This window comes from Pseudomonas fluorescens (genome assembly GCF_018614655.1).
GTDB classification, from domain to species: Bacteria; Pseudomonadota; Gammaproteobacteria; order Pseudomonadales; family Pseudomonadaceae; genus Aquipseudomonas; species Aquipseudomonas fluorescens_BX.
Window position 1 is genome coordinate 62,370 of sequence record NZ_JAGGOG010000025.1, and the last position, 24,176, is coordinate 86,545.

Annotated in this window: 25 protein-coding genes; 9 read left to right on the forward strand and 16 right to left on the reverse strand. The window is 60.5% G+C overall.

Annotation, left to right across the window (positions count from 1 at the left end; translation table 11 throughout):
• Positions 1–300 precede the first annotated feature (300 nt).
• The gene (locus J7E41_RS23795; RefSeq protein ID WP_214996744.1) at positions 301–2,370 is read left to right on the forward strand and encodes an AsmA family protein; all 2,070 of its coding nucleotides are present in this window, start codon (positions 301–303) and stop codon (positions 2,368–2,370) included.
• Positions 2,371–2,480: 110 nt separating this feature from the next.
• Here J7E41_RS23795 and J7E41_RS23800 read toward each other — a convergent pair whose 3' ends face one another.
• Together J7E41_RS23800 and J7E41_RS23805 are read right to left on the reverse strand one after the other, a co-directional pair.
• Complete coding sequence (locus J7E41_RS23800; protein WP_169357646.1) at positions 2,481–3,011, reverse strand: ferritin-like domain-containing protein; 531 nt, start codon at positions 3,009–3,011, stop codon at positions 2,481–2,483.
• Between the two features lie 98 nt (positions 3,012–3,109).
• Positions 3,110–4,021, reverse strand: coding sequence for a LysR substrate-binding domain-containing protein (locus tag J7E41_RS23805; RefSeq protein WP_214996745.1), 912 nt, complete (start codon positions 4,019–4,021; stop codon positions 3,110–3,112).
• Between the two features lie 125 nt (positions 4,022–4,146).
• Between J7E41_RS23805 and J7E41_RS23810 the strand changes: the two genes are divergently transcribed.
• From J7E41_RS23810 to J7E41_RS23820, 3 genes are all read left to right on the forward strand, one after another.
• On the forward strand, positions 4,147–4,788 hold the full coding sequence (locus tag J7E41_RS23810) for an FMN-dependent NADH-azoreductase (protein ID WP_214996746.1): 642 nt from the start codon (positions 4,147–4,149) through the stop codon (positions 4,786–4,788).
• A gap of 1 nt (position 4,789) precedes the next feature.
• Positions 4,790–5,095, forward strand: a complete 306-nt coding sequence (locus J7E41_RS23815; protein ID WP_214996747.1) for a DMT family transporter — start codon at positions 4,790–4,792, stop codon at positions 5,093–5,095.
• Between the two features lie 227 nt (positions 5,096–5,322).
• Entirely contained in the window at positions 5,323–6,213 is an 891-nt protein-coding gene (locus J7E41_RS23820) for an esterase/lipase family protein (RefSeq protein ID WP_214996843.1), read from the forward strand.
• 113 nt (positions 6,214–6,326) lie between these two features.
• On the opposite strand, the gene J7E41_RS23825 is transcribed toward J7E41_RS23820, so the two are convergent.
• Positions 6,327–7,214: a DMT family transporter gene (locus tag J7E41_RS23825; protein ID WP_214996748.1), complete on the reverse strand. Its 888-nt coding sequence runs from the start codon at positions 7,212–7,214 to the stop codon at positions 6,327–6,329.
• A gap of 97 nt (positions 7,215–7,311) precedes the next feature.
• Between J7E41_RS23825 and J7E41_RS23830 the strand changes: the two genes are divergently transcribed.
• From J7E41_RS23830 to J7E41_RS23840, 3 genes are all read left to right on the forward strand, one after another.
• Complete coding sequence (locus J7E41_RS23830; protein ID WP_214996749.1) at positions 7,312–8,100, forward strand: AraC family transcriptional regulator; 789 nt, start codon at positions 7,312–7,314, stop codon at positions 8,098–8,100.
• Positions 8,101–8,171: 71 nt separating this feature from the next.
• Positions 8,172–8,486, forward strand: a complete 315-nt coding sequence (locus J7E41_RS23835; RefSeq protein WP_017478381.1) for a PsiF family protein — start codon at positions 8,172–8,174, stop codon at positions 8,484–8,486.
• Between the two features lie 108 nt (positions 8,487–8,594).
• Positions 8,595–9,608, forward strand: coding sequence for an AI-2E family transporter (locus J7E41_RS23840; RefSeq protein ID WP_214996750.1), 1,014 nt, complete (start codon positions 8,595–8,597; stop codon positions 9,606–9,608).
• Positions 9,609–9,724: 116 nt separating this feature from the next.
• On the opposite strand, the gene J7E41_RS23845 is transcribed toward J7E41_RS23840, so the two are convergent.
• Positions 9,725–10,993 (reverse strand): Hsp70 family protein, encoded by a 1,269-nt coding sequence (locus J7E41_RS23845; RefSeq protein WP_214996751.1) that lies wholly within the window; start codon positions 10,991–10,993, stop codon positions 9,725–9,727.
• Between the two features lie 299 nt (positions 10,994–11,292).
• Between J7E41_RS23845 and J7E41_RS23850 the strand changes: the two genes are divergently transcribed.
• Both J7E41_RS23850 and J7E41_RS23855 read left to right on the forward strand, forming a co-directional pair.
• Positions 11,293–12,243 carry a DnaJ C-terminal domain-containing protein gene (locus J7E41_RS23850; protein WP_214996752.1) on the forward strand — a complete coding sequence of 317 codons (951 nt, stop codon included), beginning with the start codon at positions 11,293–11,295 and terminating at the stop codon, positions 12,241–12,243.
• A 2-nt stretch (positions 12,244–12,245) separates the two neighbouring features.
• Positions 12,246–12,554, forward strand: a complete 309-nt coding sequence (locus J7E41_RS23855) for a chaperone modulator CbpM (RefSeq protein ID WP_214996753.1) — start codon at positions 12,246–12,248, stop codon at positions 12,552–12,554.
• Between the two features lie 129 nt (positions 12,555–12,683).
• On the opposite strand, the gene J7E41_RS23860 is transcribed toward J7E41_RS23855, so the two are convergent.
• The 12 genes from J7E41_RS23860 to urtA form a co-directional block, all read right to left on the reverse strand.
• Positions 12,684–13,820: a sensor histidine kinase gene (locus tag J7E41_RS23860; protein ID WP_214996754.1), complete on the reverse strand. Its 1,137-nt coding sequence runs from the start codon at positions 13,818–13,820 to the stop codon at positions 12,684–12,686.
• Positions 13,821–13,920: 100 nt separating this feature from the next.
• On the reverse strand, positions 13,921–15,621 hold the full coding sequence (gene ureC / locus J7E41_RS23865) for an urease subunit alpha (protein WP_214996755.1): 1,701 nt from the start codon (positions 15,619–15,621) through the stop codon (positions 13,921–13,923).
• 128 nt (positions 15,622–15,749) lie between these two features.
• The gene (locus tag J7E41_RS23870) at positions 15,750–16,055 is read right to left on the reverse strand and encodes an urease subunit beta (RefSeq protein ID WP_214996756.1); all 306 of its coding nucleotides are present in this window, start codon (positions 16,053–16,055) and stop codon (positions 15,750–15,752) included.
• The gene (locus J7E41_RS23875; RefSeq protein WP_214996757.1) at positions 16,052–16,585 is read right to left on the reverse strand and encodes a GNAT family N-acetyltransferase; all 534 of its coding nucleotides are present in this window, start codon (positions 16,583–16,585) and stop codon (positions 16,052–16,054) included. Before J7E41_RS23875 ends, J7E41_RS23870 begins: the two co-directional genes overlap by 4 nt.
• 5 nt (positions 16,586–16,590) lie before the next feature.
• On the reverse strand, positions 16,591–17,112 hold the full coding sequence (locus tag J7E41_RS23880; RefSeq protein ID WP_214996758.1) for a GNAT family N-acetyltransferase: 522 nt from the start codon (positions 17,110–17,112) through the stop codon (positions 16,591–16,593).
• A 9-nt stretch (positions 17,113–17,121) separates the two neighbouring features.
• On the reverse strand, positions 17,122–17,424 hold the full coding sequence (locus J7E41_RS23885) for an urease subunit gamma (protein ID WP_214996759.1): 303 nt from the start codon (positions 17,422–17,424) through the stop codon (positions 17,122–17,124).
• A 162-nt stretch (positions 17,425–17,586) separates the two neighbouring features.
• Positions 17,587–18,426 carry an urease accessory protein UreD gene (locus tag J7E41_RS23890; RefSeq protein WP_214996760.1) on the reverse strand — a complete coding sequence of 280 codons (840 nt, stop codon included), beginning with the start codon at positions 18,424–18,426 and terminating at the stop codon, positions 17,587–17,589.
• 30 nt (positions 18,427–18,456) lie between these two features.
• Positions 18,457–19,155 (reverse strand): urea ABC transporter ATP-binding subunit UrtE, encoded by a 699-nt coding sequence (urtE, locus tag J7E41_RS23895; RefSeq protein WP_214996761.1) that lies wholly within the window; start codon positions 19,153–19,155, stop codon positions 18,457–18,459.
• Positions 19,156–19,286: 131 nt separating this feature from the next.
• A complete protein-coding gene (gene urtD, locus J7E41_RS23900) occupies positions 19,287–20,147 on the reverse strand; it encodes an urea ABC transporter ATP-binding protein UrtD (protein ID WP_214996762.1) in 861 nt (286 codons plus the stop codon).
• On the reverse strand, positions 20,144–21,223 hold the full coding sequence (gene urtC / locus J7E41_RS23905) for an urea ABC transporter permease subunit UrtC (RefSeq protein ID WP_214996763.1): 1,080 nt from the start codon (positions 21,221–21,223) through the stop codon (positions 20,144–20,146). Before urtC ends, urtD begins: the two co-directional genes overlap by 4 nt.
• Positions 21,223–22,725, reverse strand: a complete 1,503-nt coding sequence (urtB, locus tag J7E41_RS23910; protein ID WP_214996764.1) for an urea ABC transporter permease subunit UrtB — start codon at positions 22,723–22,725, stop codon at positions 21,223–21,225. The genes urtC and urtB overlap by 1 nt, the downstream gene beginning before the upstream one ends.
• A 153-nt stretch (positions 22,726–22,878) precedes the next feature.
• Positions 22,879–24,144 carry an urea ABC transporter substrate-binding protein gene (gene urtA / locus J7E41_RS23915; protein ID WP_214996765.1) on the reverse strand — a complete coding sequence of 422 codons (1,266 nt, stop codon included), beginning with the start codon at positions 24,142–24,144 and terminating at the stop codon, positions 22,879–22,881.
• Positions 24,145–24,176: the final 32 nt, after the last annotated feature.

A 24,176-nucleotide genomic window follows, 5' to 3' on the forward strand; every position in this document is an offset into this window, starting at 1 on the left:
AAAGTTCATAAACACAATGGTAATAATCAACAGAATTGATTGTTCCCCGCGGAGGCTCTATCTCGCACGTCTCAAGCACGCGGTTTTGCACCGTGCTGGGTATTTTCGACACGAACGTGGGTAACAACGGTGCGCCGTTGATGATGGAAGCTGTCTGAGTGGTCAGAAAGTCAGGTTTTTTCCACCTAATTGGCCATCGGGGTTAAACCCCTGCACCGTTTGTCAGTCGTAGCCATATAAGCTGTAGCCCTAACGTGCGTCGTAACTCGCACGCTCAGTCGTAATCAGGAGTCCTGTGCAATGACGCGCACCCGTAAAATTCTCGCCTGGAGCTGCGCCAGCTTCGTTCTGCTTATCGCCGTCGTGGTGTTGGTCCTGGTGTTTTTTGACTGGAACCGAATCAAGCCGCCCCTCAATGCCAAAGTCTCCGAAGAACTGCATCGCCCCTTTGCCATCAATGGCAACCTGGCGGTGATCTGGCAGCGCGAGCCCGACGAAGGCGGTTGGCGTGCCTGGATTCCCTGGCCCCACGTGGTGGCCGAAGACCTGACCCTGGGCAATCCCGAGTGGTCGAAAAATCCGCAGATGGTCACCCTCAAACGCGTAGAACTACGTGTTTCGCCCTTGCCGCTGTTGGCTCAACGCGTGGTCATCCCGCGTATCGACCTCACTGAGCCAAGTGCCGAGCTGCAGCGCATGGCCGACGGCCGCGCCAACTGGACCTTCCAATTCGATCCTAAAGACCCCAATGCCGAACCCTCCAATTGGGTGGTGGACATCGGTGCCATCGGTTTCGACAAGGGTCATGTGACCCTCGATGATAAAACCCTCAAGACCCAGCTTGATGTGGTGATCGAGTTGCTGGGCAAGCCGATCCCGTTCAACGAAATTGTGGGTGACGCTGATGCCAAAAAGGCCCTGGAAAAGGGCTCGGCACCGCAGGACTATGCTTTCAGCCTCAAGGTCAAGGGTCAGTATCACGGCCAGAAACTCGCCGGCACCGGCAAGATTGGCGGCCTGCTGGCCTTGCAGGACGCCGCCAAGCCATTCCCGTTGCAAGCCCAGGTGAAGATCGCCGACACCAGTGTTGCGCTGGCTGGCACCCTGACTGATCCGCTGAACCTCGGCGCCCTGGACTTGCGCCTGAAACTCTCGGGTAACAGTCTGGGCAACCTCTACCCGCTGACCGGCGTCACCCTGCCGGACTCGCCGGCCTACGCCACAGACGGCCACCTGATCGCCAAGCTGCATGAGGTGGGCGGCGCGTCGTTCCGCTATGAAAACTTCAACGGCAAGATCGGCAACAGCGACATTCATGGCAACCTCGCTTACGTCGCGAGTCAGCCCCGCCCCAAGTTGAGCGGAACGTTGGTGTCCAATCAACTGTTGATGGCTGACCTTGCGCCATTGATCGGCGCCGATTCCAACGCCAAGCAAAAAGCCCGGGGCGGCGAGAGCAAGCAACCGGCGACCAAGGTATTGCCGGTGGAGGAGTTCCGCACTGAACGCTGGCGCGATATGGATGCCGATGTGGAATTCACCGGCAAGCGCATCGTCCACAGTGCGGACTTGCCGTTTACTGATCTCTACACGCATTTGGTATTGAACGATGGCGAGCTGAGCCTGGAGCCCCTGCGCTTTGGCGTGGCCGGTGGCAAGTTGGATGCGCAGATTCGCTTGAATGGCCGGATCACCCCGCTGGAAGGTCGTGCCCGCTTGACCGCACGTAACTTCAAACTCAAGCAGCTGTTCCCGACCTTTGAGCCGATGAAAACCAGTTTCGGTGAGCTCAACGGTGACGCGGATATTTCGGGTCGCGGCAATTCCGTGGCGGCGTTGCTAGGCAGTTCCAACGGCGATCTGAAGATGTTGATCAACGACGGTGCTATCAGCCGCGGGCTGATGGAAATCGCCGGGCTGAACGTCGGTAACTACGTGGTCGGAAAAATGTTTGGCGACAAGGAAGTGAAGATCAACTGCGCAGCGGCGGACTTCGGGATCAAGACTGGCTTGGCCACCACCCGGCTGTTTGTGTTCGATACCGAGAACGCGATCATTTACATCGATGGCACGGCGAACATGGCCAGCGAGCAACTGGATCTGACGATTACGCCTGAGTCCAAGGGCTTCCGCCTGTTCTCCCTGCGTTCACCGTTGTACGTCAGTGGGCCGTTTATCAAGCCCAATGCCGGGGTGAAAGCGGTGCCGTTGATGCTGCGTGGTGCAGGGATGGTGGCGTTGGGGTTGATTGCCGGGCCGGCGGCGGGTCTGTTGGCACTGGTTGCACCGAGCGGCGATGTGCCGAACCAATGTGCGCCGTTGCTGCAGCAGATGAAGGAAGGCAAGGCCCCGAAAACAGTGAAAGGCTAACTCACCGGTGTAGCCGCTGCCGAGGTACGAGGCTGCGCAGCGGCCCCAAGGGCGGTCCTGCGGACACGCATCGCAGCCTCGTACCTCGGCAGCGGCTACAACGGGGACAGTTACAGATCCTGCAGAATATCCGCCATGTCATCGGCGTGTTCTTCTTCCTGGGCCAGGATGTCTTCGAAGATCCGGCGGGTGGTCGGGTCTTTATCGCCGATGTACTGGATGATCTCGCGGTAGCTGTCCACGGCAATTCGCTCGGCGACCAAGTCTTCGTAGACCATTTCCTTCAGGTTTTTGCCCGCGACGTATTGCGCGTGGGAGTTCTTGGACAGCAAGTCCGGATTGAATTCCGGTTCACCGCCCAGTTGCACGATACGTTCGGCCAGCTTGTCGGCATGCTCGGATTCCTGGTTGGCGTGCTCCAGGAACTCTTCGGCGGCGACGTGGGCTTTAACGCCGTTGGCCATGAAGTAGTGACGTTTGTAGCGCAGCACACAGACCAGCTCAGTGGCCAGCGACTCGTTGAGTAAGCGCAGGATTTCCTGGCGGTCAGCGTCGTAGCCTTCGGTCACGGCGCCGTTTTCGACGTTCTTGCGGGCGCGTTCACGCAGGGTGCTTACGTCGGACAAATGCATGTCAGTCATCTCATTCTCCTCAGGGCGATATACGGTTTGCGCCACGCTCTATTGGCGTGATCGCTCCAAGTTGTGAGTTCTGCATGAGGCAAAAAGTTTTATCGGATTTACAACGCGTGTCCCGACAGCCGCGCCTCCTCCTGTAACCACTGGAAAAACGCCCTGACCGGCGGATGCCGCTCGCGACCGGGCACGCACAGCGCACTGTAGCCGGCACCGTCGACGCTGATCTGGGGTCGATAAGGCACCAGCAAACCGCTGGCGACGCTTTCCGAAACCAGGATATTGCTGGCCAGTACCAAGCCCTGGCCGGCAATCGCCGCTTGCAGGGCGTAGTGCTCTTCATCGTATTCGCGTATCGGCGAGGCAGGTTGCAGCCAGTCTTCGCCGGCCTTCTCGCACCAGGCCTGCCAACCCAGGGCGTAGAGCTTGGAGTTGTGCCAGCGCACGCTGATCAAGGTCGGCGCCCGTTCACTCGCCAGCGCGACCTGTTCGGGTGAGCCATAGACCGCAAAGCATTCATCGAACAGGCACAGGCCGTATAAGTTCAGGTAATCGTCGAGGCTGTAGCGAATCGCCAGGTCGATGCTGGCGTCCTGCTGCAAATCCACCACGTCGCAGTTTGTGTCCAGGCGCAGGCTGATCCCCGGATGGGCGGCGTAGAAACGCCCCAGCCGTGGCACCAGCCACAGGGCGGCGAACGCCGGCGTGGTGGACAGCGTGAGGTTGCCGGTGCTGCGCTGTGGACGCAGGGTGTCGACACTTTGCGCCACTTCCAGCAAGGCACCGTGCAAGCTGTGGAACAGCCGCTCGCCACCTTCGGTGAGGCGTACCTGGCGCGGCAGGCGCTCGAACAGTGGCACTCCGAGCCAGGTTTCCAGTGTGCGAATCTGATGGGATACCGCCGTCGGCGATACCGACAACTCGTGGGCGGCAGCCTTGAAGCTCAGCAGGCGCGAGGCCGACTCAAAGGCGCGCAGGGCGGTCAGGGGCAGTGAGGCGAACATGCGAGACTCCATGGGTGAATTAAAGTCATCTGGATTGACTTCTGCTCATTTGTCGGGTGGGTCGCTCGGCTATAGCTTTGTTAGCAAGAGAGGCGGCCAATCAGGTTGCCTGAGTCTAGCGTGCGAAGGCCTTACAGATGAAAAAAATGCTTGCGATTCATGCCAGCCCCCGTGGCGAACGTTCCCACTCCCGGCGCTTGGCCGAAGTTTTTCTCGATGTTTGGCAAACCGCCAATCCCGAGGTGCAACTGACGCGTCGCGAAGTTGGGCGGGCCTCGATTCCCCATGTCAGCGAAGCCTTTGTCGCGGCGAACTTCTACCCTGAACCCCAGGCCCGTCCTCTGTCCATGCAGGCCGATTTGCAGTTGAGCGATGAACTGGTAGGTGAGTTGATCGAGCACGAGCTGCTGGTGATTTCCGTGCCGATGTACAACTTCGGCATCCCGAGCGGCCTCAAAGCCTGGATCGATCAGATCGTGCGGATGGGGCTGACCTTTGATGTTGCCCAAGACAGCCAGGGTATCGCCCAGTATCAGCGTTTGCTGGTGGGCAAGAAGGCGTTGATCATCACCAGTCGTGGCGGCAGCGGGTTTGGCCCGGGTGGCGAGAACGAGGCGATGAACCACGCTGACCCGCACTTGCGCACGGTGTTGGGGTTTATCGGTATCGACGACATTACGGTGATTGCCGCCGAGGGCGAGGAGTCTGTCGCCGAAGCTTTTCGTCGTTCCAGCGATGAGGCGGAGCGCCGGTTACACGACTTGGCCCGGAGCTTCTGAGGTGCCCTGGGTCTTCCTGCTGATCGCCGCCGGCTTTGAGGTGACCTTCGCCATGGGCATGAAGTACGCCGAGGGCTTCACCCGGCTCTGGCCGTCGGTGCTCACAGTGGTCGCGGCGGTGGGCGGGATTTATTTCCTGACCCTGGCCATGCGTGAGCTGCCGGTGAGCATCGCCTACCCGATCTGGACCGCCATCGGTTCCCTGGGCACAGTGTTCCTCGGGTTTGCCTTGCTGGGGGAAAGCCTGACGCTGATCAAGTTGGTGTCGGTGGGGCTGATCGTGGCGGGTGTGGTGGGCCTTAAATAGCGTCATGGCTTGGTCATGGTGACTGGTCTAGGATGGGCATCAGTTAAGGATGGGCGCTGTACTTGTGGCGAGCGGGCTTGCCCGCGTTGGACTGCGTAGCAGTCCCTTTTTTGGGCCGCTTCGCGACCCAGCGCGGGCAAGCCCGCTCGCCACAGGTTACTTGCATGTTCTATATCTTGACTGACCGGTTTTTGCCCCATCTGCTCACGTTCAAGGACGTTCGCCCCATGCCGCAGTCATTGGCCACGCGTTATCCCCTGGTGCTGGTGCCGGGCATGCTCGGGTTTGTGCGCCTGGTGCTGTACCCGTATTGGTACGGTATCGTTCCGGCGTTGCGCGCCGGTGGAGCGCAGGTGTTCCCGATACAGGTGGCACCGCTCAACTCCAGTGAAGTGCGCGGCGAACAGTTACTGGCGCAGATCGAGCAGATTCGCCGGGAAACCGGGGCCGACAAGGTCAACCTGATCGGCCATAGCCAGGGCTCGCTGACCGCACGTTATGCCGCGGCCAGGCGCCCGGAATGGGTGGCCTCGGTGACCTCGGTGGCCGGCCCCAACCATGGTTCGGAGCTGGCGGACCATATCCATACCCATTACCCCGCGGATAGCGCCAAGGGTCGCATCATGAGTGCGCTGCTGAGGTTGGTTGGCGTGATGATGGGCTGGCTGGAAACCGGCTATCGCGGCCCACGTTTTGCGGCAGATATTCATGCCTCTCACCATTCACTGACCAGCGAGGGTGTGGCGCTGTTCAATCGTCAGTATCCGCAGGGGATGCCAGACACCTGGGGCGGGCAGGGCGCCGAGGAGGTCAACGGTGTGCGCTATTACTCCTGGTCCGGCACCTTGCAACCGGGCAAGGCCGACCGTGGGCGCAACCTGTTGGAGGGGACTAATCGCAGTTGCCGGCTATTTGCCAAAACCTTCGTCCGTGAGAAGGACCAGTGCGATGGCATGGTCGGCCGCTACAGCTCGCACCTGGGCACCGTGATCGGCGATGACTACGCCCTGAACCACTTCGATATCGTCAACCAGCCCCTGGGGCTGGTAGGCAAGGGCGCGGAGCCCATCAGGCTATTTGTCGAGCATGCCCAGCGGTTGAAGGCCGCCGGGGTTTAGCAGGTAGACCGAGTTATCGTTCTTCGCGAGCAAGCCCGCTCCCACATTCGACCGAGTCCATCCGTTGGAATGCGGTCGAATGTGGGAGCGGGCTTGCTCGCGAAGGCGATGTCTCAGGCGACGCTGACCTTCCTGCTAACCGGCGTCGTCCAACGCTCCGACAAGATCACCCCACCCAAGGTCAGCACGCCGCCCACCAGGTGATACGACGCCAACTGTTCCTTCAACACCACCGCCGCAATCAATGCAGTAATCAACGGCAGCAAGTTGAAAAACAGCGTGGTGCGGCTCGGCCCCAAATGCTTGACCGAATGCATCCACGCCAACGGCGCGAGCATCGAGGCCAGCAAGCAGGCGTACATCACCAGCGGAATATTCGACCAGCCCAGCCCGACCTTTTCCGACATGAGGAACAGCGGAAACAGCACCACCACCGCCACCAGCACCTGCAAGTACAGCAACACCAGCGGCGGCAGGCGCAGCTGCCACTTTTTCAGCAAGGTGCTGTAGATCGCATAGGCCAGGGTGGCAACCAGCATCATCGCGTCCCCCAGGTTCAAGCCATGTTGCAGCAGCACGGAGAGGCTGCCGGAGGACACCACCACCAGCACCCCGGCAAACGACAGCACCGCACCGGTCAGGGCGCCAAAGGTCAGGCGTTGACCGAGGCTGATGATCGCCGCAGTCAAGGCCATCAGCGGCATCAGCGACAGGATGATGCCCATGTTGGTGGCCGAGGTCAGGGTCGCGGCGTAATACGCCAGGCTCTGATAGACCGCCATGCCCAGCACGCCAAGGATGAAGATCTTGCCAAGGTTAGGGCGAATCAGCGGCCAGTGGGTGATCACCGGCTTGAGCATAAAGGGGGTGAACAGAATCCCCGCCAGCAGCCAGCGGTAAAAGCCAATCTCGGCGGGGAAGATCGCGCCCACCGCCAGTTTGTTGATCACGGTATTGCCGGCCCAGATAAAAATGGCCAGTAATGGATAAGCGTATTGCATCGAGAAGAACCAGGAGCGTGGATAAGGGTTGATTATCCTTTGTCTGGATCGAAGCCTATACTTCGATCCAGCCATCCGACCTCTGTATCCAGACAATATGCCCAAGAAGTACATCAACCTCCCTGATTTCGACGCGCTGCCGGCTCCGGTGTACTTCCGCTATTCGGAGTTCGAGGCCGACACCCATGCCAGTGCCCACCAGCACGCCTGGGGCTCGCTGGACTATTCGGCCCGGGGCGTGATGCGTTTCGAGGTCGCCGGCAGCCGCTTCATGTCGCCACCGCAATACGCGCTGTGGATTCCGCCGAACACCCAGCACAGCTCCTACAACGCTCAAGCCATTGTCTACCGCTCGGTGTACCTGGCGCCGGAGTTGTGCGAGCAACTGCCGCCGCAGCCATGCACCTTGACCATCAGCGACATTCTCAAGGCGATCCTCAGCGACTTCGCCGAGCGCGATGTGAATATCCCCCAGAGTGAAGCCGACGTACGTCTGGCCCAGGTCCTGGTGGATCAACTCAAGCAGGCACCGGTGCACGACTGCTTCCTGCCGTACGCCAGCAATCCCGGCCTGCTCAGTGTGCTTGAAGGCATGCAGGCGGATCCGGGGGATAACCGGGCCTTGGCCCTGTGGGCGCAACAGGTGCACGTCAGCGAGCGCACCCTGGCCCGGCAATTTGTTCGCGAGCTGGGCATGAGCTTTGGTGAATGGCGCCAGCGCCTGCGCTTCCTGGCGGCTATCGAGGCGTTGGACAGCGCCCGCAGTGTCCAGGAAGTGGCCTTCGATCTGGGCTACAGCACTGCCTCGGCGTTTATTGCCATGTTTCAGCGCCAGGCCGGGTGTACGCCGGAGCAATATCGTCAGGCAAACATACGTAGCAGGTGAAGGTGTAACACGGTTTGTCTACACTGCGGAGGAGTCCGTGCCCCTCGGCACGGTAACAGGGAGAAAACTCCATGAAGATGCTGCGTATTCCGTTGTTGATGATGGGCCTGCTGCTGTGTTCCCAAGGCTTTGCCGCGACTGCCGCACAGACGGCTCAGCAACAAAAAATGACCACTTGCAACGCCGAAGCCAAGACCAGTGGCAAGACCGGTGATGATCGCAAGGCATTCATGAGCACCTGCCTCAAGGCCGCTCCGGCTGCCAACGATGCCAAGACCCTGACCCCGCAGCAGCAGAAGATGAAAGACTGCAACGCCACGGCCAAAACCCAGGCACTGACCGGCGATGCGCGTAAAACCTTTATGAGCACCTGCCTGAAGAAATAATAGCCCCCGGCTATGGAAGGCTGCGACACTCGTGCGCAGCCCTCTGCTGTAGGAGCGAGTTTGCTTGCTCCTACGCACATCCTTTAACGCCGTTCGTTTTGAGGCTGTATGCCAACGTTTTCTCAGCGTCACGTGTTGTTGCTGGCCAGCTACATCATCATTTTTGGCGGATTGCTGCTGGTGTTGCCGTTGAAACTGCTGCCCAGCCTACTGGCTGGATTGTTGGTCTATGAACTGGTCAACATGCTCACCCCGCAGTTGCAGCGGCTGATCGAAGGCCGACGTGCGCGCTGGCTGGCGGTAGCCTTGCTGGGGACCTTGATCGTCAGCATCCTGACTCTGATCTTTGCCGGTGCTATCAGCTTCCTGCTCCACGAAGCAGAAAATCCCGGGGCTTCCCTGGACAAATTCATGGGCGTCGTCGATCGGGCACGCGGCCAATTGCCGCCGTTTCTCGACGCCTACCTGCCTGCCAGCGCCGCCGAGTTCCGCGTGGCCATTGGGCAATGGTTGAGCAAGCACCTGAGCGAATTGCAACTGGTGGGCAAGGACGCGGCCCATATGTTCGTGACCTTGCTGATTGGCATGGTGCTGGGGGCAATCATCGCCTTGCAGCGCGTGCCGGACCTGACCAAGCGCAAGCCCTTGGCGGCGGCGCTGTTTGATCGCCTGCACCTGCTGGCTCAAGCCTTTCGCAATATCGTGTTCGCGCAAATCAAAATCGCCGCGCTCAACACCGCGTTCACCGCTGTGTTCCTCGCAGTGGTCCTGCCGCTGTGCGGGATTCACCTGCCGCTGACCAAGACCCTGATCGTGCTGACCTTCCTGCTGGGCTTGCTGCCGGTGATCGGCAACCTGATGTCCAACACCCTGATCACCATCGTCGCGCTGTCGCTGTCGATCTGGGTGGCGGTGGCGGCGCTGGGCTACCTGATCGTGATCCACAAGGTGGAATACTTCCTCAACGCACGCATTGTCGGCGGGCAGATCAGTGCCAAGTCGTGGGAGTTGTTGTTGGCAATGCTGGTGTTCGAAGCCGCATTCGGCCTGCCGGGCGTGGTGGCGGGGCCGATTTATTATGCGTATTTGAAGAGTGAGTTGAAGCTGGCGGGGATGGTGTAGGGATTGATGTTGTCTGGACTGACCCCTTCGCGAGCAAGCCCGCTCCCACATTAGAATGCGGTCGAAGGTGGGAGCGGGCTTGCTCGCGAAGGGCGCGCCACGGTTTCAGCTAAAACTCAGTACCCGTACCGCTTGCTGGCCTCAATCGCCAACCCGCTACCGATACTGCCAAAGATATTGCCTTCCACATGCCGCGCATTCGGCAGCATCGCCGACACACTCTGGCGCAGCGCCGGAATGCCGCTGGAACCACCGGTAAAGAACACCGTGTCCACTTGGGCCACGTCCACCGAAGCATCATTCAGCAGCTGGGTGACGCTGTTACGCACCCGCTCCAGCAGGTTGTCGATGGCCGATTCGAACAGTGCCCGGCTCAGTTCCACGCTCAACCCCGGCTCAACCCGATCCAGCAACACATGGCGGCTCTCGTCATGGGTCAGTTGGATCTTGGTTTCTTCCACCTCCATGGCCAACCAGTGCCCGGCGCGCTGTTCGATCAGCTTGAACAGACGGTCGATGCCGCCGGTGTCTTCGATGTCGTAGCGCATGCTGCCCAGGGCCAGTTGGGATTTTTGCGAGTACACCGAGTTGATGGTGTGCCAGGTCGCGAGGTTCATGTGATGGCTGGTGGGCATGTAGGCGCCGCTTTTCATACGGCTGCCATAGCCGAACAGCGGCATCATGCCGGCCAGCGAAAGTTGCTTGTCGAAGTCGGTCCCGCCGATGTGCACGCCGCCGGTGGCGAGAATGTCGTCGTGGCGGTTGTCGTGGTTGCGACGTTCAGGCGAGAGGCGCACCAGGGAGAAGTCCGAAGTACCGCCGCCGATGTCGACAATCAGCACCAGCTCTTCGCGCTCGATGGTCGACTCGTAGTCGAACGCCGCGGCAATCGGTTCGTACTGGAACGAAATATCCTTGAAGCCGATCTTGCGGGCGACGTCCACCAGGGTGTCTTCGGCCTCTTTGTCGGCCATCGGGTCATCGTCGACAAAAAATACCGGGCGGCCCAGTACCACTTCCTCGAACTCACGCCCGGCATTGGCCTCGGCGCGGCTCTTGAGCTGGCCGATAAACAACGCCAGCAAGTCGGTGAACGGCATGGCTGTGCCCAACACGCTGGTGTCGTGCTTGATCAGCTTGGAGCCCAGCAGGCTCTTGAGCGAGCGCATCAAGCGCCCTTCATAGCCTTCCAGGTACTCGTGCAGCGCCAGGCGACCGTAGACCGGACGGCGTTCTTCGAAGTTGAAGAACACCACCGATGGCAGGGTGATCTTGTCGTCCTCCAGCTCGATAAGCGTTTCCATGCCGGGGCGGATCCAGCCGACAGTGGAGTTGGACGTGCCAAAGTCGATGCCGCAGGCACGGGCTGGGGATTCGTTTTTCATGTCTTTCAGGTTCCGGTTAAAAAACGGCCGCGCAGTGTATGTCACCTGCGTCCAGATGCGTAGGCCGACTATCCGCTAAAGTCATCGTACTTGTTACCTTGAAAGATCAGTCTTTGCCCCCAAATCCCCTCCATACGGTTGGTGGCTGACGCAATGATCAAGTTTGTCTGTCATGCCGCCGATAAACTTCTGACGTACCCTCAGGTCACAAGATTGAGATCGGTCAATCCAGACGCCGTAAACAGGCGCATGCTGTGCCTCAGGCAGTGCGATATCGATAACGGATGGTGATGCCCCCGATGGACTTCAAAGACTATTACAAGATTCTCGGCGTTGAACCGACGGCAGACGACAAGGCGATCAAGACCGCCTATCGCAAGCTGGCGCGTAAATATCACCCCGACGTCAGCAAGGAAAAGGACGCCGAAGCCAAATTCAAGGACGCGTCCGAGGCCTATGAAGCGCTGAAAAGCGCCGATAAACGCGCCGAATACGACGATTTGCGCAAATATGGTCAGCATGGCCAGCCGTTCCAGGGGCCACCGGGCTGGCAGAGCCGTGGCGGCTATGGCGGCGGTGGTGGTGAGGACACAGGCGACTTTTCGGACTTCTTCAGCTCGATTTTCGGTTCCCGTGGCAATGGATTTGGTGGTGCTCAAGGCCGTAGCGCCGGGCGTCGAGGGCAAGATGTGGAAATGGAATTGCCGGTGTTTCTGGAAGAGACCCTGTCCAACGAGTCCAAGCCGATCAACTTCCAGGTGCCGCAGTACAACGCGGCCGGTCAGCATGTCAGCAACACCACCAAAAGCCTGAATGTGAAAATCCCGGCCGGCGTGACCGACGGCGAACGCATCCGCCTCAAGGGCCAGGGCGCACCAGGGGTCGGTGGCGGTACCAATGGTGATCTGTACCTGATCATCAAGTTCGCGCCGCATCCGAAATTCGATGTGGAAGGCGAAAACCTGATCATTACCCTGCCGCTGGCCCCGTGGGAGTTGGCGTTGGGCGCTGAAGTTGCCGTGCCGACACTGACCGGCAAGATCAACCTCAAGGTTCCGGCCGGTAGCCAGAACGGCCAGCGTATGCGTGCCAAGGGTCATGGCTTGCTGAACAAGGCCGGGCAGCGCGGTTATCTGTTTGTGCAGCTCAAGGCGGTCATGCCGAAAAACACCGACGATGAAGTCAAAGCGTTGTGGCAGGAACTGGCGAAAAAAGCCGCTTTTGATCCGAGAGAAACATGGAGTAGCTAACGATGAGCAGTCCCCGTGTGGTTCAAGTGAACATGACAGAGTTTTGTGAGGCCACCGAGTTGTCGGTGGCCTACGTGATCGAAATCGTTGAACACGGCATCGTCGAGCCCGTGGGGAAAAGCCCCGAATCCTGGCATTTCACCGACTACGAACTGGCCCTGGCCAAGCGCGCGTCGACGCTGCGCAAGGACCTGGACCTGGAATGGGAAGGCGTCGCCCTGGCGCTGGACCTGCTGGAGGAGGTCCAGCAATTACGGGCCGAGAACCAGATGCTCAAGCAGCGATTGGGGCGCTTGGTGCAAACTCCCTGAATCCGCACCAGCCACAACATTCCCGTAGCAGCTGTCGAGCGCCAGCGAGGCTGCGTCGGGAGCGACTCGGTGCTGGACGGCTGGGACTGATGGTGAGGCCTACGCAGCCTCGCTGGCGCTCGACAGCTGCTACGGGATTTTAGGCTTGCGCGGCAGCGTCACGGTAAACGTGGTGCCTTGCGCCTCGGTGGACGTCACTTCAATCGTCCCCCGATGGGCGTTCACCACTTGCTTGACGATAAACAACCCCAATCCGAGACTCGTCGAAGCGTTGCCCAGCTCTTCGCTGGCGCTGCGTACCAGCGGATCGAATACGGTGCCGAGGGCGGCCGAGGGGATCGGTGTGCCGTAGTTGTGCATACTGAGCACCACCGTGTCGGCTGTACCGTTGAGGGTCAGCGTCACCGCTTGGCTGTTCTGGCCATGCTGCAACGCGTTGCCAATCAAGTTCTGCAATAACTGATCAATTCGCCCGCGATCCCACTGCCCTTGGGTATCACCCTGAATATGCAAGCCCGGATGACATTCCGGATGCCCCGCGCACGCTTCATCAATGGCTGCTTGCGCCGCGTCGGCCAGGTCCATGGGTTTGGGCTCGATAGGCAGGCTGCTGCCCAGTCGGTGGCGCACAAACTCCAGCAGGTCGCTGACCATCGCCCCCATGTGCCGGGCACCATTCTTGATATTGCCCACCAGGCTCAATCCATTGCTGTCCAATTGGGCTTTGCGCAACAACATCTCGGTTGACATGTTCACCGCCTGCAACGGCGCGCGCAGGTCGTGGCCGAGGATGGCCAGGAAAATATCCCGCGAGCGATTGACCTGCTCGGCGTAAGCGGCCGTGGATTCGGCCAGCGCTTCATCGATGGCTTCATTGAAGCGGATCATGTCCTGGAAGTACGTCAACTCCGGTGATTCCAGGCTATTGACCCACAGCCGGATCACACACGCACGCAGATGGCGGAACTCGGAGGTCATCTGCACCAGGTCAAAGCCTACGGTGTGACGCAGCTCGCCATGGCTGGCGGCGGCTTCGTCCAGGCAGGGGGTTTTCTCAGGGCCTTCGCCCTTGGCCTTGGCGGCTTGTTCGCTGGCGCTCTGGCGGGTGGTCATGTCTCGTGCGGCGGCCATCAGAATCGAACGGGCGTGGTCGCGCAGTTGCGTGCGGTTCAAGGTATCTGCGGCGGGGGTCAGGGTTCCGGCAAATTGCTCCCATTCATCGACGATCTGATCGGTGTGTAACACGATGAATTCGGATAGGCGCATGGCCGGGTTCCCAAGTGCAAGACAGTGAAGAGGCGTGGCGCATCGTAGCGCCTTACGCCTCTTCGCTTCACTGGCGCAGCAGGTCTGTGCCGATGAACGGTCAGAACAGGAAGTAGCGCTGGGCCATCGGCAGCACATCGGCCGGCTCACACCACAGCAATACACCGTCGGCCTTGACCTGATAGGTCTGCGGGTCGACCTCGATGTCCGGCAGGTAATCGTTGTGGATCAGATCGGTCTTGCGCACCTGGCGACAACCTTTGACCACCGCAATCTGCTTCTTCAATCCCAACGCCTGTGGCAAGCCTTCCGCCAAGGCTGCCTGACTGATAAAGGTCAGGCTGGTGGCGTGCAGCGCGCTGCCGAAGCTGGCGAACATCGGGCGGTAGTGCACCGGTTGCGGCGTGGGGATTGAGGCGTTGGCATCGCCCATCAGGCTTGAAGCAATCGCTGCGCCCTTGAGAATCAGGGTGGGCTTGATCCCGAAAAACGCCGGGCGCCACAGCACCAGGTCGGCCCACTTGCCGACTTCGATGGAGCCCACTTCATGGCTGATGCCATGGGTGATCGCCGGGTTGATGGTGTACTTGGCGATGTAGCGTTTGGCGCGAAAGTTATCGTTGCCTTCGCCGTCGCCCGGCAGTGGGCCGCGCTGTTTTTTCATCTTGTCGGCGGTTTGCCAGGTGCGTGTGATGACTTCTCCGACGCGGCCCATGGCCTGGCTATCGGAGCTGATCATCGAGAACGCGCCGAGGTCGTGGAGGATATCTTCGGCGGCAATGGTCTCGCGGCGGATACGGCTTTCGGCGAAGGCCACGTCTTCGGCAATACTGGGGTCGAGGTGATGGCAGACCATCAACATGTCCAGGTGTTCGTCGATGGTGTTACGGGTGAACGGCCGGGTCGGGTTGGTGGAGCTGGGCAGCACGTTGGCAAAGCCGCAGGCCTTGATGATGTCCGGTGCATGGCCGCCACCGGCACCTTCGGTGTGGTAGGTGTGGATAGTGCGGCCTTTGAACGCGGCCAGGGTGGTTTCGACGAAACCGGATTCGTTGAGGGTGTCGCTGTGAATCGCCACTTGCACGTCGTACTCGTCGGCAACGCTCAGGCAGTTGTCGATGCTGGCGGGCGTGGTGCCCCAGTCTTCATGCAGCTTCAAGCCAATGGCACCGGCCTTGACCTGTTCGATCAGCGGTTCCGGCAGGCTGGCGTTGCCCTTGCCGGTGAACCCGATGTTCATCGGGAACGAGTCCGAAGCCTGGAGCATCCGCGCCAGGTGCCAAGGGCCTGAGGTACAGGTGGTGGCATTGGTGCCGGTGGCTGGGCCGGTACCGCCGCCGATCATGGTGGTGACGCCGCTGCTGAGAGCTTCTTCGATTTGCTGCGGGCAAATGAAGTGCACATGGGTGTCGATGCCGCCGGCGGTGAGGATCATGCCCTCGCCGGCGATCACTTCAGTGCTGGCGCCGACAGCGATGGTCACGCCGGGCTGGGTATCCGGGTTGCCGGCCTTGCCGATGGCGGCGATGCGGCCGTTCTTCAGACCCACGTCGGCCTTGACGATGCCCCAGTGGTCGATGATCAGCGCGTTGGTGATCAGCGTGTCGACGACCTCGGCGGCCAACAACTGGCTCTGGCCCTGACCATCACGGATCACCTTGCCGCCGCCGAACTTCACTTCTTCGCCATAAATGGTGAAGTCTTGTTCCACTTCGACGAACAGTTCGGTATCGGCCAGGCGGACCTTGTCACCGACGGTGGGGCCGTACATGTCGGCATAGGCTTGTCTGGAAATTTTCATCGATATTCCTTGGACATTTGAGTCGACCTGTAGCCGCTGCCGCCAGGCTGCGATAAGGGCCGAAGGACCTTCGTTCAATTTGAAATGCCAGGGGCCGCTTCGCAGCCCATCGCAGGCTTCGCCAGCGGCTACAGGTTGCCCATGATTCGGCCAGCAAACCCATAAACGCGGCGCAACCCGCTCAGATCCACCAGTTCCACTTCTCGGCTTTGTCCCGGCTCAAACCGTACGGCCGTGCCCGCCGGGATGTTCAGGCGCATGCCGCGGCTGGCGGCACGGTCAAACGTCAAGGCGTCGTTGGTTTCGAAAAAGTGGTAATGGGAGCCGACCTGGATCGGTCGGTCACCGCTGTTGGCCACGCTCAGGCTGATGGTACGGCGGCCGACGTTGAGTTCGATATCGCCAGGCTGGATCCGGTATTCGCCAGGAATCATTCAGGTTGCCCCAGGGTCTTGAAGTAGATGGCGGTCGGGCTGTAGCGCCCGTCCGGGCTTTGGCAGTAGTTGGGCAGTTCGCCGACCCTGGTGTAGCGCAGGGACTGATAGAAGGCTTCGGCGTCGGAGCCGGCTTCGGTGTCCAGGTACAGCAGGCCGCGTTTATGCTGATGGGCGCTCAGTTCCAGGGCATTCATCAGTTGCTGGCCCAGGCCTCGACGGCGAGCCTCACTGTGCACCAGCAGCTTTTGCACCTCGGCGCGGTTCAGTCCGTTGGTTTTCTGGCACAACGCCAATTGCACACTGGCGAGTACCTGTTCATCGCGCACCACCACCCACAGCAGCAGACTGGCGTCTTCGACGGCGGCCTGTACACCGCTCAAATAGGTGCGGGCCTGGGCCTCGTCGAAATCGGCCATGAACCCTACGGATGCCCCATGCTTCACTGCGTCCAGCAACAACTCAATCAAGCCCTGACGGTAATGGGCAAAACTTTCAGCATTGACTTGACGCAGTTGGGCGGCGTTCATCGGTGTCACTCCTTGGAGGGCGTAGCGCCTGGGTTGAGCGTCAGTTGCATGAAGGTCAGGTCCAGCCAGCGGCCGAACTTGGTGCCCACTTGCGGCATCTGCCCGGTGGTGATGAACCCCAGGCCCTCATGCAGGCGGATTGAAGCCTGGTTGGCGCTTTCGATGGCGGCGACCATCACGTGCTTGTCGCAGGTTTTCGCCCGTTCGATCAGGGCTTCCATCAGACGCGGGCCGAGGCCTTTGCCGCGCTGGTCGTTGCGCACGTACACCGAGTGCTCGACGGTATGGCGAAAGCCTTCGAAGGGCCGCCAGTCACCGAATGAGGCGTAGCCCAGCACTTGATCATCGTCGACGGCCACCAGGACCGGATAGCGCTGTGCCTGCCGCGCGCTGAACCAGGCCTGGCGATTGTCCAGATCTACCGGTTGTTCATTCCAGATCGCCGTGGTGTTCAGGACTGCATCATTGTAAATATCGCGGATCGCCGGCAGGTCGCCGTGTACCGCGTCACGAATCAGCAAAGACATGGCCGGGCCTCAAGCGATGGGTTGGTGGACGGTGACCAGTTTGGTGCCGTCGGGGAAGGTGGCTTCCACCTGGATGTCCGGGATCATTTCCGGGATGCCTTCCATTACTTGCTCGCGACTGAGTAGGGTGGTGCCGTAATGCATCAGGTCGGCCACGGTGCGGCCGTCACGGGCGCCTTCCAGCAGCGCGGCGCAGATGTAGGCAATGGTTTCCGGATAGTTGAGCTTCACACCGCGCGCCAACCGCCGCTCGGCCACAAGGCCGGCGGTGAAGATCAGCAGTTTGTCTTTTTCCCGTGGGGTCAGGTCCATTGTTTAGTCCGTCATGAAAAACATTCTTAAAAACACCGAAGATCAAAATGTGGGAGCGGGTTTGCTCGCGAAAGCGGTGGGTCAGCCAAACATTGAGCGACTGACACCACGCCTTCGCGAGCAAGCCCGCTCCCACACAAGCCCGCTCCCACATGTTGATCTTCATGTGCTCCAGATTCTGGGTGAAACCGCTTCACGCCCCAGCATCGCCGGGCGCAGTAATCGCCACAAATCAATCAACCAGCTGCGCGCCAGCAGCGCTTCGCTGGCCAGGCAACGCGCCACCAGCAGGCCGGGTAACTGGGTCAGGTCGCCGCACACCGCATGGGGCAGGGAGCGACACTGCTCCAGCAACTCACTGTCGATATCACCGGTCACCAGCAAGGTGGCAAACACCGGATGCCCGTCCAGGCCAATCGGCGAGTCGAGCAACCCGTCGGCGCCCACAATGCGCTGGCGTTCATGCCAAATCAACTGGCCTTCGCGGCGGATATCCAGGGCCGACTGGAAGTGCCCGAGGTCAAAGCGCTCGCCGCTGGCCGGGCGTCCCAGGGCTATCACGTCCCAATAAAACAGCCGGGCGTCGCCTTCAAGGTCAATGCGTGTGCTCAGTTCAGCCTGGGCGGCGCTGAACACGATAGTTTCCTGGGGCAGCCACTCCAGAGTGGCGCCGGCTTTCACGGTCAACGCCACCTGCTGATAGGCCGGGCCGCTGGCGCGGTACCACTTGGCGGCTCCCGGGCTGGTCAACTGCGCCCAAGCACCTTCGGCGACATCCACGTTGATATTCAGGCGGTCACCGCCGGCAATCCCGCCCGGTGGGTGCACGATGATGTGCTGGCACACCTCGGGGCCTTCGGCATACAGGTGCTTCTGCACCCGCAGCGGCCCCAGATGGCGGCGCAGGACCGGGCGTGTGGTATCGCCAAAACGGGCGTAGCCGAGTTCCAGCTCGGCGTGCCAGCTGGGGGTGAACAGGGCGGTTGCGGCAGGCAGGGTCATGGTCAGTGCTTATCGTCAGGACGCTACAGATTAGATCGTAACGAGACCGCGCACACCCTCGCTTTCCATATTTTCTCCACGGCCTTGCTGGACGATTTCACCCCGGGACATCACCAGATACTGGTCGGCCAGTTCGGCGGCGAAGTCGTAGAACTGCTCCACCAGCAGGATTGCCATATCACCGCGTGCGGCGAGTTGCTTGATCACCGCACCGATCTCCTTGATCACCGACGGCTGAATACCTTCAGTGGGTTCATCGAGAATCAGCAGGCGCGGGCGGCTGGCCAGGGCCCTGCCGATCGCCAACTGCTGTTGCTGGCCGCCGGACAAATCGCCGCCACGGCGTTGCTTCATCTGCAGCAGCACCGGGAACAGTTCGTAGATAAAGGCCGGGACTTCCTTGGCTTCGGAACCGGGGAAACGCGACAGGCCCATCAGCAGGTTCTCCTCCACCGTCAATCGCCCGAAAATCTCCCGGCCCTGGGGCACATAGGCGATCCCGGCGTGGACGCGCTGGTGTGGTTTGAAACCGGTAATGGCGCGGCCTTCCCAGTTCACCGCGCCTTCCTTGGCCGGCAACAAGCCCATCAGGCATTTGAGCAAGGTGGTCTTGCCCACGCCGTTACGGCCCAGCAGGCAGGTGACTTCACCGACTTTCACGTCGAACGAAAGGCCGCGCAGGATGTGGCTACCGCCGTAGTACTGGTGCAGTTTATCGACTTGCAGCATGTTCAAATTCCCTCTGGTTCGTACCCTGTAGCCGCTGCCGAAGGCTGCGATAAGGGCCGAAGGACCTTCATGTTCGTTGGAATGTCGGGGCCGCTTCGCTGCCCATCGCAGGCTGCGCCAGCGGCTACAGTTCACCGTCCCAAATACACTTCGATCACCCGCTCATTTTCCTGAACCTGTTCCAGCGACCCTTCGGCCAGTACGCTGCCCTGGTGCAACACCGTCACGTGGTCGGCAATCGAGCCGACAAACCCCATGTCGTGTTCCACCACCATCAGCGAGTGCTTGCCCGCCAGGCGCTTGAACAGCTCGGCGGTAAATTCGGTTTCGGCGTCGGTCATGCCGGCCACCGGTTCGTCCAGCAGCAACAGTTGCGGGTCTTGCATCAACAGCATGCCGATCTCCAGGAACTGCTTCTGGCCGTGGGACAACAAACCGGCCGGGCGATTGACCGAGGCGGTGAGGCGGATGGTGTCGAGCACTTCGCTGATACGGTCCTTCTGCTCACCGCTCAGGCGTGCCCGCAGGCTGGCCCACACCGACTTGTCAGTCTTCTGCGCCAGCTCCAGGTTTTCGAACACGCTCAAGGCTTCGAACACCGTAGGTTTCTGGAACTTGCGCCCGATCCCGGCCTGGGCAATCTGTACTTCGCTCATGCTCGTCAGGTCCAGGGTTTCGCCGAACCAGGCTTTGCCGTGGCTGGGCCGGGTCTTGCCGGTGATCACGTCCATCAGCGTGGTCTTGCCCGCGCCGTTGGGGCCGATGATGCAGCGCAATTCGCCGACGCCGATGTACAGGTTCAGGTCGTTAAGGGCTTTGAAGCCGTCGAAGCTGACGCTGATGTCTTCCAGGGTCAGGATGGTGCCATGGCGGGTATTGAGGCCCTTGCCAGCAGCTTGGCCAAGACCAATGGCGTCGCGACTGCTACCGGCATCTTTATTGGGTTCAAGGATCGGTTCGAGCATGAATTCTGCCGTCGCTGTGATTCTCATTGGTCGCCCCTTTTCTTCAGCAGGCCGATCACGCCCTTGGGCAAATACAAGGTGACGATGATGAACAACGCCCCCAGGAAGAACAGCCAGTACTCGGGAAATGCCACGGTGAACCAGCTCTTCATGCCGTTGACCACACCGGCACCCAGCAGTGGCCCGATCAGCGTGCCGCGCCCGCCGAGCGCAACCCACACGGCGGCTTCGATGGAGTTGGTCGGCGACATTTCGCTGGGGTTGATAATCCCCACTTGCGGCACATAGAGCGCACCCGCCAAACCACACAGCACGGCGCTCAATACCCAGACAAACAGCTTGAAACCACGCGGGTCGTAACCGCAGAACATCAGGCGATTTTCTGCATCGCGCAGTGCCGTCAGCACCCGGCCGAACTTGCTTTGCGCCAGGCGCCAGCCGATGTACAAGCTCGCCACCAGTAACAGCACCGTGGCCACAAACAACACCGCCCGCGTCCCAGGTTCGGTGATGCCAAACCCGAGGATGCTGCGGAAATTGGTAAAGCCGTTGTTGCCGCCAAAACCGGTTTCGTTACGGAAGAACAGCAGCATCCCGGCGAAGGTCAGGGCCTGGGTCATGATCGAGAAATACACGCCCTTGATCCGCGAGCGGAAAGCGAAGAAACCAAACACCAAGGCCAGCAAGCCGGGCGCCAACACCACCAGGCACATGGCCCAGAGGAAGTGATTGGTGCCGACCCAATACCACGGCAGCTCGGTCCACGACAGGAAGGTCATGAACGCCGGCAGGTCATCACCGGAAGCCTGGCGCATCAGGTACATACCCATCGCATAACCGCCGAGGGCGAAGAACAAACCGTGGCCCAGGGACAACATTCCGGCGTAACCCCACACCAGGTCCAATGCCAGGGCGACGATGGCGTAACACAGGATCTTGCCCACAAGGGTCAAGGTATAGGCGGAGACGTGCAGCGGATTGTCCGGCGACAGCAGGGAAAGCAGCGGCATGGCCAGCAGCAGGATCAGGATCACTGCGCCGACCGCAATCGTTACCTTGGGGCCGGCCTTTTGCGTGGCCGTCAGCATCAATGGCTGGTTCATCAGTCGATCACCCGTCCTTTCAGTGCGAAGAGTCCTTGCGGGCGTTTCTGGATAAACAGAATGATCAGCGCGAGGATCAGAATCTTGCCGAGCACGGCACCGATCTGCGGTTCAAGAATCTTGTTGGCGATCCCCAGGCCGAAGGCGGCCATGACGCTGCCGGCCAACTGGCCGACGCCGCCGAGCACCACCACCAGGAACGAGTCGATGATGTAGCTCTGGCCCAGGTCCGGGCCGACGTTGCCGATCTGACTCAAGGCCACACCGCCCAGCCCGGCGATGCCGGAACCGAGGCCAAAGGCGAGCATGTCGACGCGTCCGGTGGGCACGCCGCAGCAGGCCGCCATGTTGCGGTTCTGGGTCACGGCCCGCACGTTGAGGCCCAGGCGGGTCTTGTTCAGCAGCAGCCAGGTCAGCACCACCACAAACAGCGCGAAGGCGATGATCACGATGCGGTTGTACGGCAGCACCAGGTTCGGCAGCACTTGAATCCCGCCCGACAACCAGGCCGGGTTGGCCACTTCAACGTTCTGTGCACCGAACACCAGACGCACCAATTGGATCAGCATCAGGCTGATGCCCCAGGTGGCGAGCAGCGTTTCCAGCGGGCGACCATAGAGGTGGCGAATCACTGTGCGTTCCAGAGCCATGCCGATCCCGGCGGTGACAAAGAACGCCACTGGCAGCGCGATCAGCGGGTAGAACTCGATGGCTTGCGGCACGTAGCGCTGCATCAGCAACTGCACCATGTAGGTGGAGTAGGCGCCGAGCATCAGCATCTCGCCGTGGGCCATATTGATCACTCCGAGCAAGCCGAAGGTGATCGCTAGACCGAGGGCGGCGAGCAGCAGGATCGAACCCAGGGACATGCCGCTGAACGCCTGGCCGAGAACCTCGCCGACCATCAGTTTGCGCTTGACCTGGGCCAGGCTGGTTTCGGCGGCGGTGTGTACGGCCGCGTCCGCTTCGACGCCTGGGGCGAGCAAAGCTTCAAGACGCGTGCGGGCCAGCGGGTCACCGGTGCTGCCGAGCAAACGCACAGCGGCTAGGCGCACGGCCGGGTCGGTGTCGACCAGTTGCAGGTTGGCCAGGGCCAGGCTGAGGGCGGTGTGGACGCCTTCGTTGGTTTCGGCGGCCACTTGCTGGTCGAGGAATTTCAGTTGCGCGGGTTGCGCGCTTTTTTGCAGTTGTTGCGCGCCAGCCAGGCGTACCTTGGGATCAGCGGCGAGCAGCTGTTGGCTGGCCTGCACGTTGTCGATCAGGCCGCGCAGGCGATTGTTCAAACGCACGGCTTTGGTTTCTCCGTTGACCGTGAGTTGGCCTTGTTGCAGGGCGTTGACCAGCTCGATGCGGGCCGGGTCGGGTTGGGCGGCCCAGTCCTGGAGCAGCTTGGCTTGTTGGGTCGGGTTGGCCGCGAGGAAGTCTTCGGCGTCGCCGGCGTGTGCGGAGAAGGGCAGCACAAGCAGCAGCGTCAGGAAATAGCGTTTGAGGGCAGTGGGCATAAACAAAGGTCCTGATCATACACGGTCAAAATGTGGGAGCGGCGGTGCGACGATTCGACTTGCTCGCGAATGCGGTCTGTCAGTTGATGCAACAGTGCCTGACACTCCACTTTCGCGAGCAAGCCCGCTCCCACATTTGATCTGTGGCGTGGCTTAGTTGCTCTTGACGGCATAATCCGGCTTCTTGTCATTCCCCGGAATGAACGGGCTCCACGGCTGGGCGCGGATCGGCCCTTCGGTCTGCCACACCACCGAGAACTGCCCATCCGCCTGGATCTCGCCGATCATCACCGGCTTGTGCAGATGGTGGTTGGTCTTGTCCATGGTCAGGGTGTAGCCCGACGGTGCGGCGAAGGTCTGGCCGGCCAGGGCTTCGCGAACCTTGTCGACATCCGTGGACTTGGCTTTTTCCGCCGCTTGCGCCCACATATGGATACCGACGTAGGTGGCTTCCATCGGGTCGTTGGTCACCGCTTTATCGGCGCCCGGCAGGTTGTGTTTCTTGGCGTAGGCTTTCCAATCCGCGACAAACTTCTGGTTCACCGGGTTCTCTACCGACTGGAAGTAATTCCACGCGGCGAGGTTGCCCACCAGCGGCTTGGTGTCGATACCGCGCAGTTCTTCTTCACCCACCGAGAACGCGACCACTGGAACATCGGTGGCCTTCAGGCCCTGGTTGGCCAGTTCTTTATAGAACGGCACGTTGGAGTCGCCATTGACGGTGGAGATCACCGCCGTCTTGCCACCCGCAGAGAATTTTTTGATGTTGGCCACGATGGTCTGGTAATCGCTATGACCGAACGGGGTGTAGACCTCTTCGATGTCCTTGTCGGCTACGCCTTTGGAGTGCAGGAAGGAGCGCAAGATCTTGTTGGTAGTACGCGGGTACACATAGTCGGTGCCCAACAGGAAGAAGCGCTTGGCGCTGCCGCCTTCTTCGCTCATCAGGTACTCCACGGCAGGGATCGCCTGCTGGTTCGGCGCGGCACCGGTGTAGAACACGTTGGGCGACATTTCTTCGCCTTCGTATTGCACGGGATAGAACAGCAGGCCGTTGAGTTCTTCAAACACCGGCAACACCGATTTACGCGACACCGACGTCCAGCAGCCGAACACCACGGCGACCTTGTCCTGAGTCAGTAACTGCCGGCCTTTTTCGGCAAACAGCGGCCAGTTGGAGGCCGGGTCCACCACCACCGGCTCCAGCATCTTGCCGTTGACCCCACCCTTGGCGTTGATCTCGTCGATGGTCATCAACGCCATGTCTTTAAGCGATGTTTCGGAGATGGCCATGGTCCCGGACAGCGAGTGCAGGATGCCGACTTTGATGGTCTCGGCGGCCTGGACGGTCCAGGTCAGGCCCATGGCGGCAATGGATGCCGACAGAGTGAAAGCCTTGATCAAACTGCGACGCTTCATGGTGCGATCTCCGTGACTCAACGTTGTTATCG

Bases quoted from the DNA above. Each gene is read 5' to 3' on its own strand.
- J7E41_RS23795 (WP_214996744.1), top strand. From the start codon at position 301: ATGACGCGCACCCGTAAAATTCTCGCCTGGAGCTGCGCCAGCTTCGTT.
- J7E41_RS23845 (WP_214996751.1), bottom strand. From the start codon at position 10,993: ATGAAAAACGAATCCCCAGCCCGTGCCTGCGGCATCGACTTTGGCACG.
- J7E41_RS23870 (WP_214996756.1), bottom strand. From the start codon at position 16,055: ATGATTCCTGGCGAATACCGGATCCAGCCTGGCGATATCGAACTCAAC.
- urtB (WP_214996764.1), bottom strand. From the start codon at position 22,725: ATGCCCACTGCCCTCAAACGCTATTTCCTGACGCTGCTGCTTGTGCTG.
- J7E41_RS23820 (WP_214996843.1), top strand. From the start codon at position 5,323: ATGCCGCAGTCATTGGCCACGCGTTATCCCCTGGTGCTGGTGCCGGGC.
- J7E41_RS23855 (WP_214996753.1), top strand. From the start codon at position 12,246: ATGAGCAGTCCCCGTGTGGTTCAAGTGAACATGACAGAGTTTTGTGAG.
- urtC (WP_214996763.1), bottom strand. From the start codon at position 21,223: ATGAACCAGCCATTGATGCTGACGGCCACGCAAAAGGCCGGCCCCAAG.
- J7E41_RS23810 (WP_214996746.1), top strand. From the start codon at position 4,147: ATGAAAAAAATGCTTGCGATTCATGCCAGCCCCCGTGGCGAACGTTCC.
- J7E41_RS23880 (WP_214996758.1), bottom strand. From the start codon at position 17,112: ATGTCTTTGCTGATTCGTGACGCGGTACACGGCGACCTGCCGGCGATC.
- J7E41_RS23885 (WP_214996759.1), bottom strand. From the start codon at position 17,424: ATGGACCTGACCCCACGGGAAAAAGACAAACTGCTGATCTTCACCGCC.
- J7E41_RS23860 (WP_214996754.1), bottom strand. From the start codon at position 13,820: ATGCGCCTATCCGAATTCATCGTGTTACACACCGATCAGATCGTCGAT.
- J7E41_RS23840 (WP_214996750.1), top strand. From the start codon at position 8,595: ATGCCAACGTTTTCTCAGCGTCACGTGTTGTTGCTGGCCAGCTACATC.
- J7E41_RS23805 (WP_214996745.1), bottom strand. From the start codon at position 4,021: ATGGAGTCTCGCATGTTCGCCTCACTGCCCCTGACCGCCCTGCGCGCC.
- urtA (WP_214996765.1), bottom strand. From the start codon at position 24,144: ATGAAGCGTCGCAGTTTGATCAAGGCTTTCACTCTGTCGGCATCCATT.
- J7E41_RS23890 (WP_214996760.1), bottom strand. From the start codon at position 18,426: ATGACCCTGCCTGCCGCAACCGCCCTGTTCACCCCCAGCTGGCACGCC.
- J7E41_RS23800 (WP_169357646.1), bottom strand. From the start codon at position 3,011: ATGACTGACATGCATTTGTCCGACGTAAGCACCCTGCGTGAACGCGCC.
- J7E41_RS23850 (WP_214996752.1), top strand. From the start codon at position 11,293: ATGGACTTCAAAGACTATTACAAGATTCTCGGCGTTGAACCGACGGCA.
- urtD (WP_214996762.1), bottom strand. From the start codon at position 20,147: ATGAGAATCACAGCGACGGCAGAATTCATGCTCGAACCGATCCTTGAA.
- ureC (WP_214996755.1), bottom strand. From the start codon at position 15,621: ATGAAAATTTCCAGACAAGCCTATGCCGACATGTACGGCCCCACCGTC.
- J7E41_RS23830 (WP_214996749.1), top strand. From the start codon at position 7,312: ATGCCCAAGAAGTACATCAACCTCCCTGATTTCGACGCGCTGCCGGCT.
- J7E41_RS23835 (WP_017478381.1), top strand. From the start codon at position 8,172: ATGAAGATGCTGCGTATTCCGTTGTTGATGATGGGCCTGCTGCTGTGT.
- J7E41_RS23875 (WP_214996757.1), bottom strand. From the start codon at position 16,585: ATGAACGCCGCCCAACTGCGTCAAGTCAATGCTGAAAGTTTTGCCCAT.
- urtE (WP_214996761.1), bottom strand. From the start codon at position 19,155: ATGCTGCAAGTCGATAAACTGCACCAGTACTACGGCGGTAGCCACATC.
- J7E41_RS23825 (WP_214996748.1), bottom strand. From the start codon at position 7,214: ATGCAATACGCTTATCCATTACTGGCCATTTTTATCTGGGCCGGCAAT.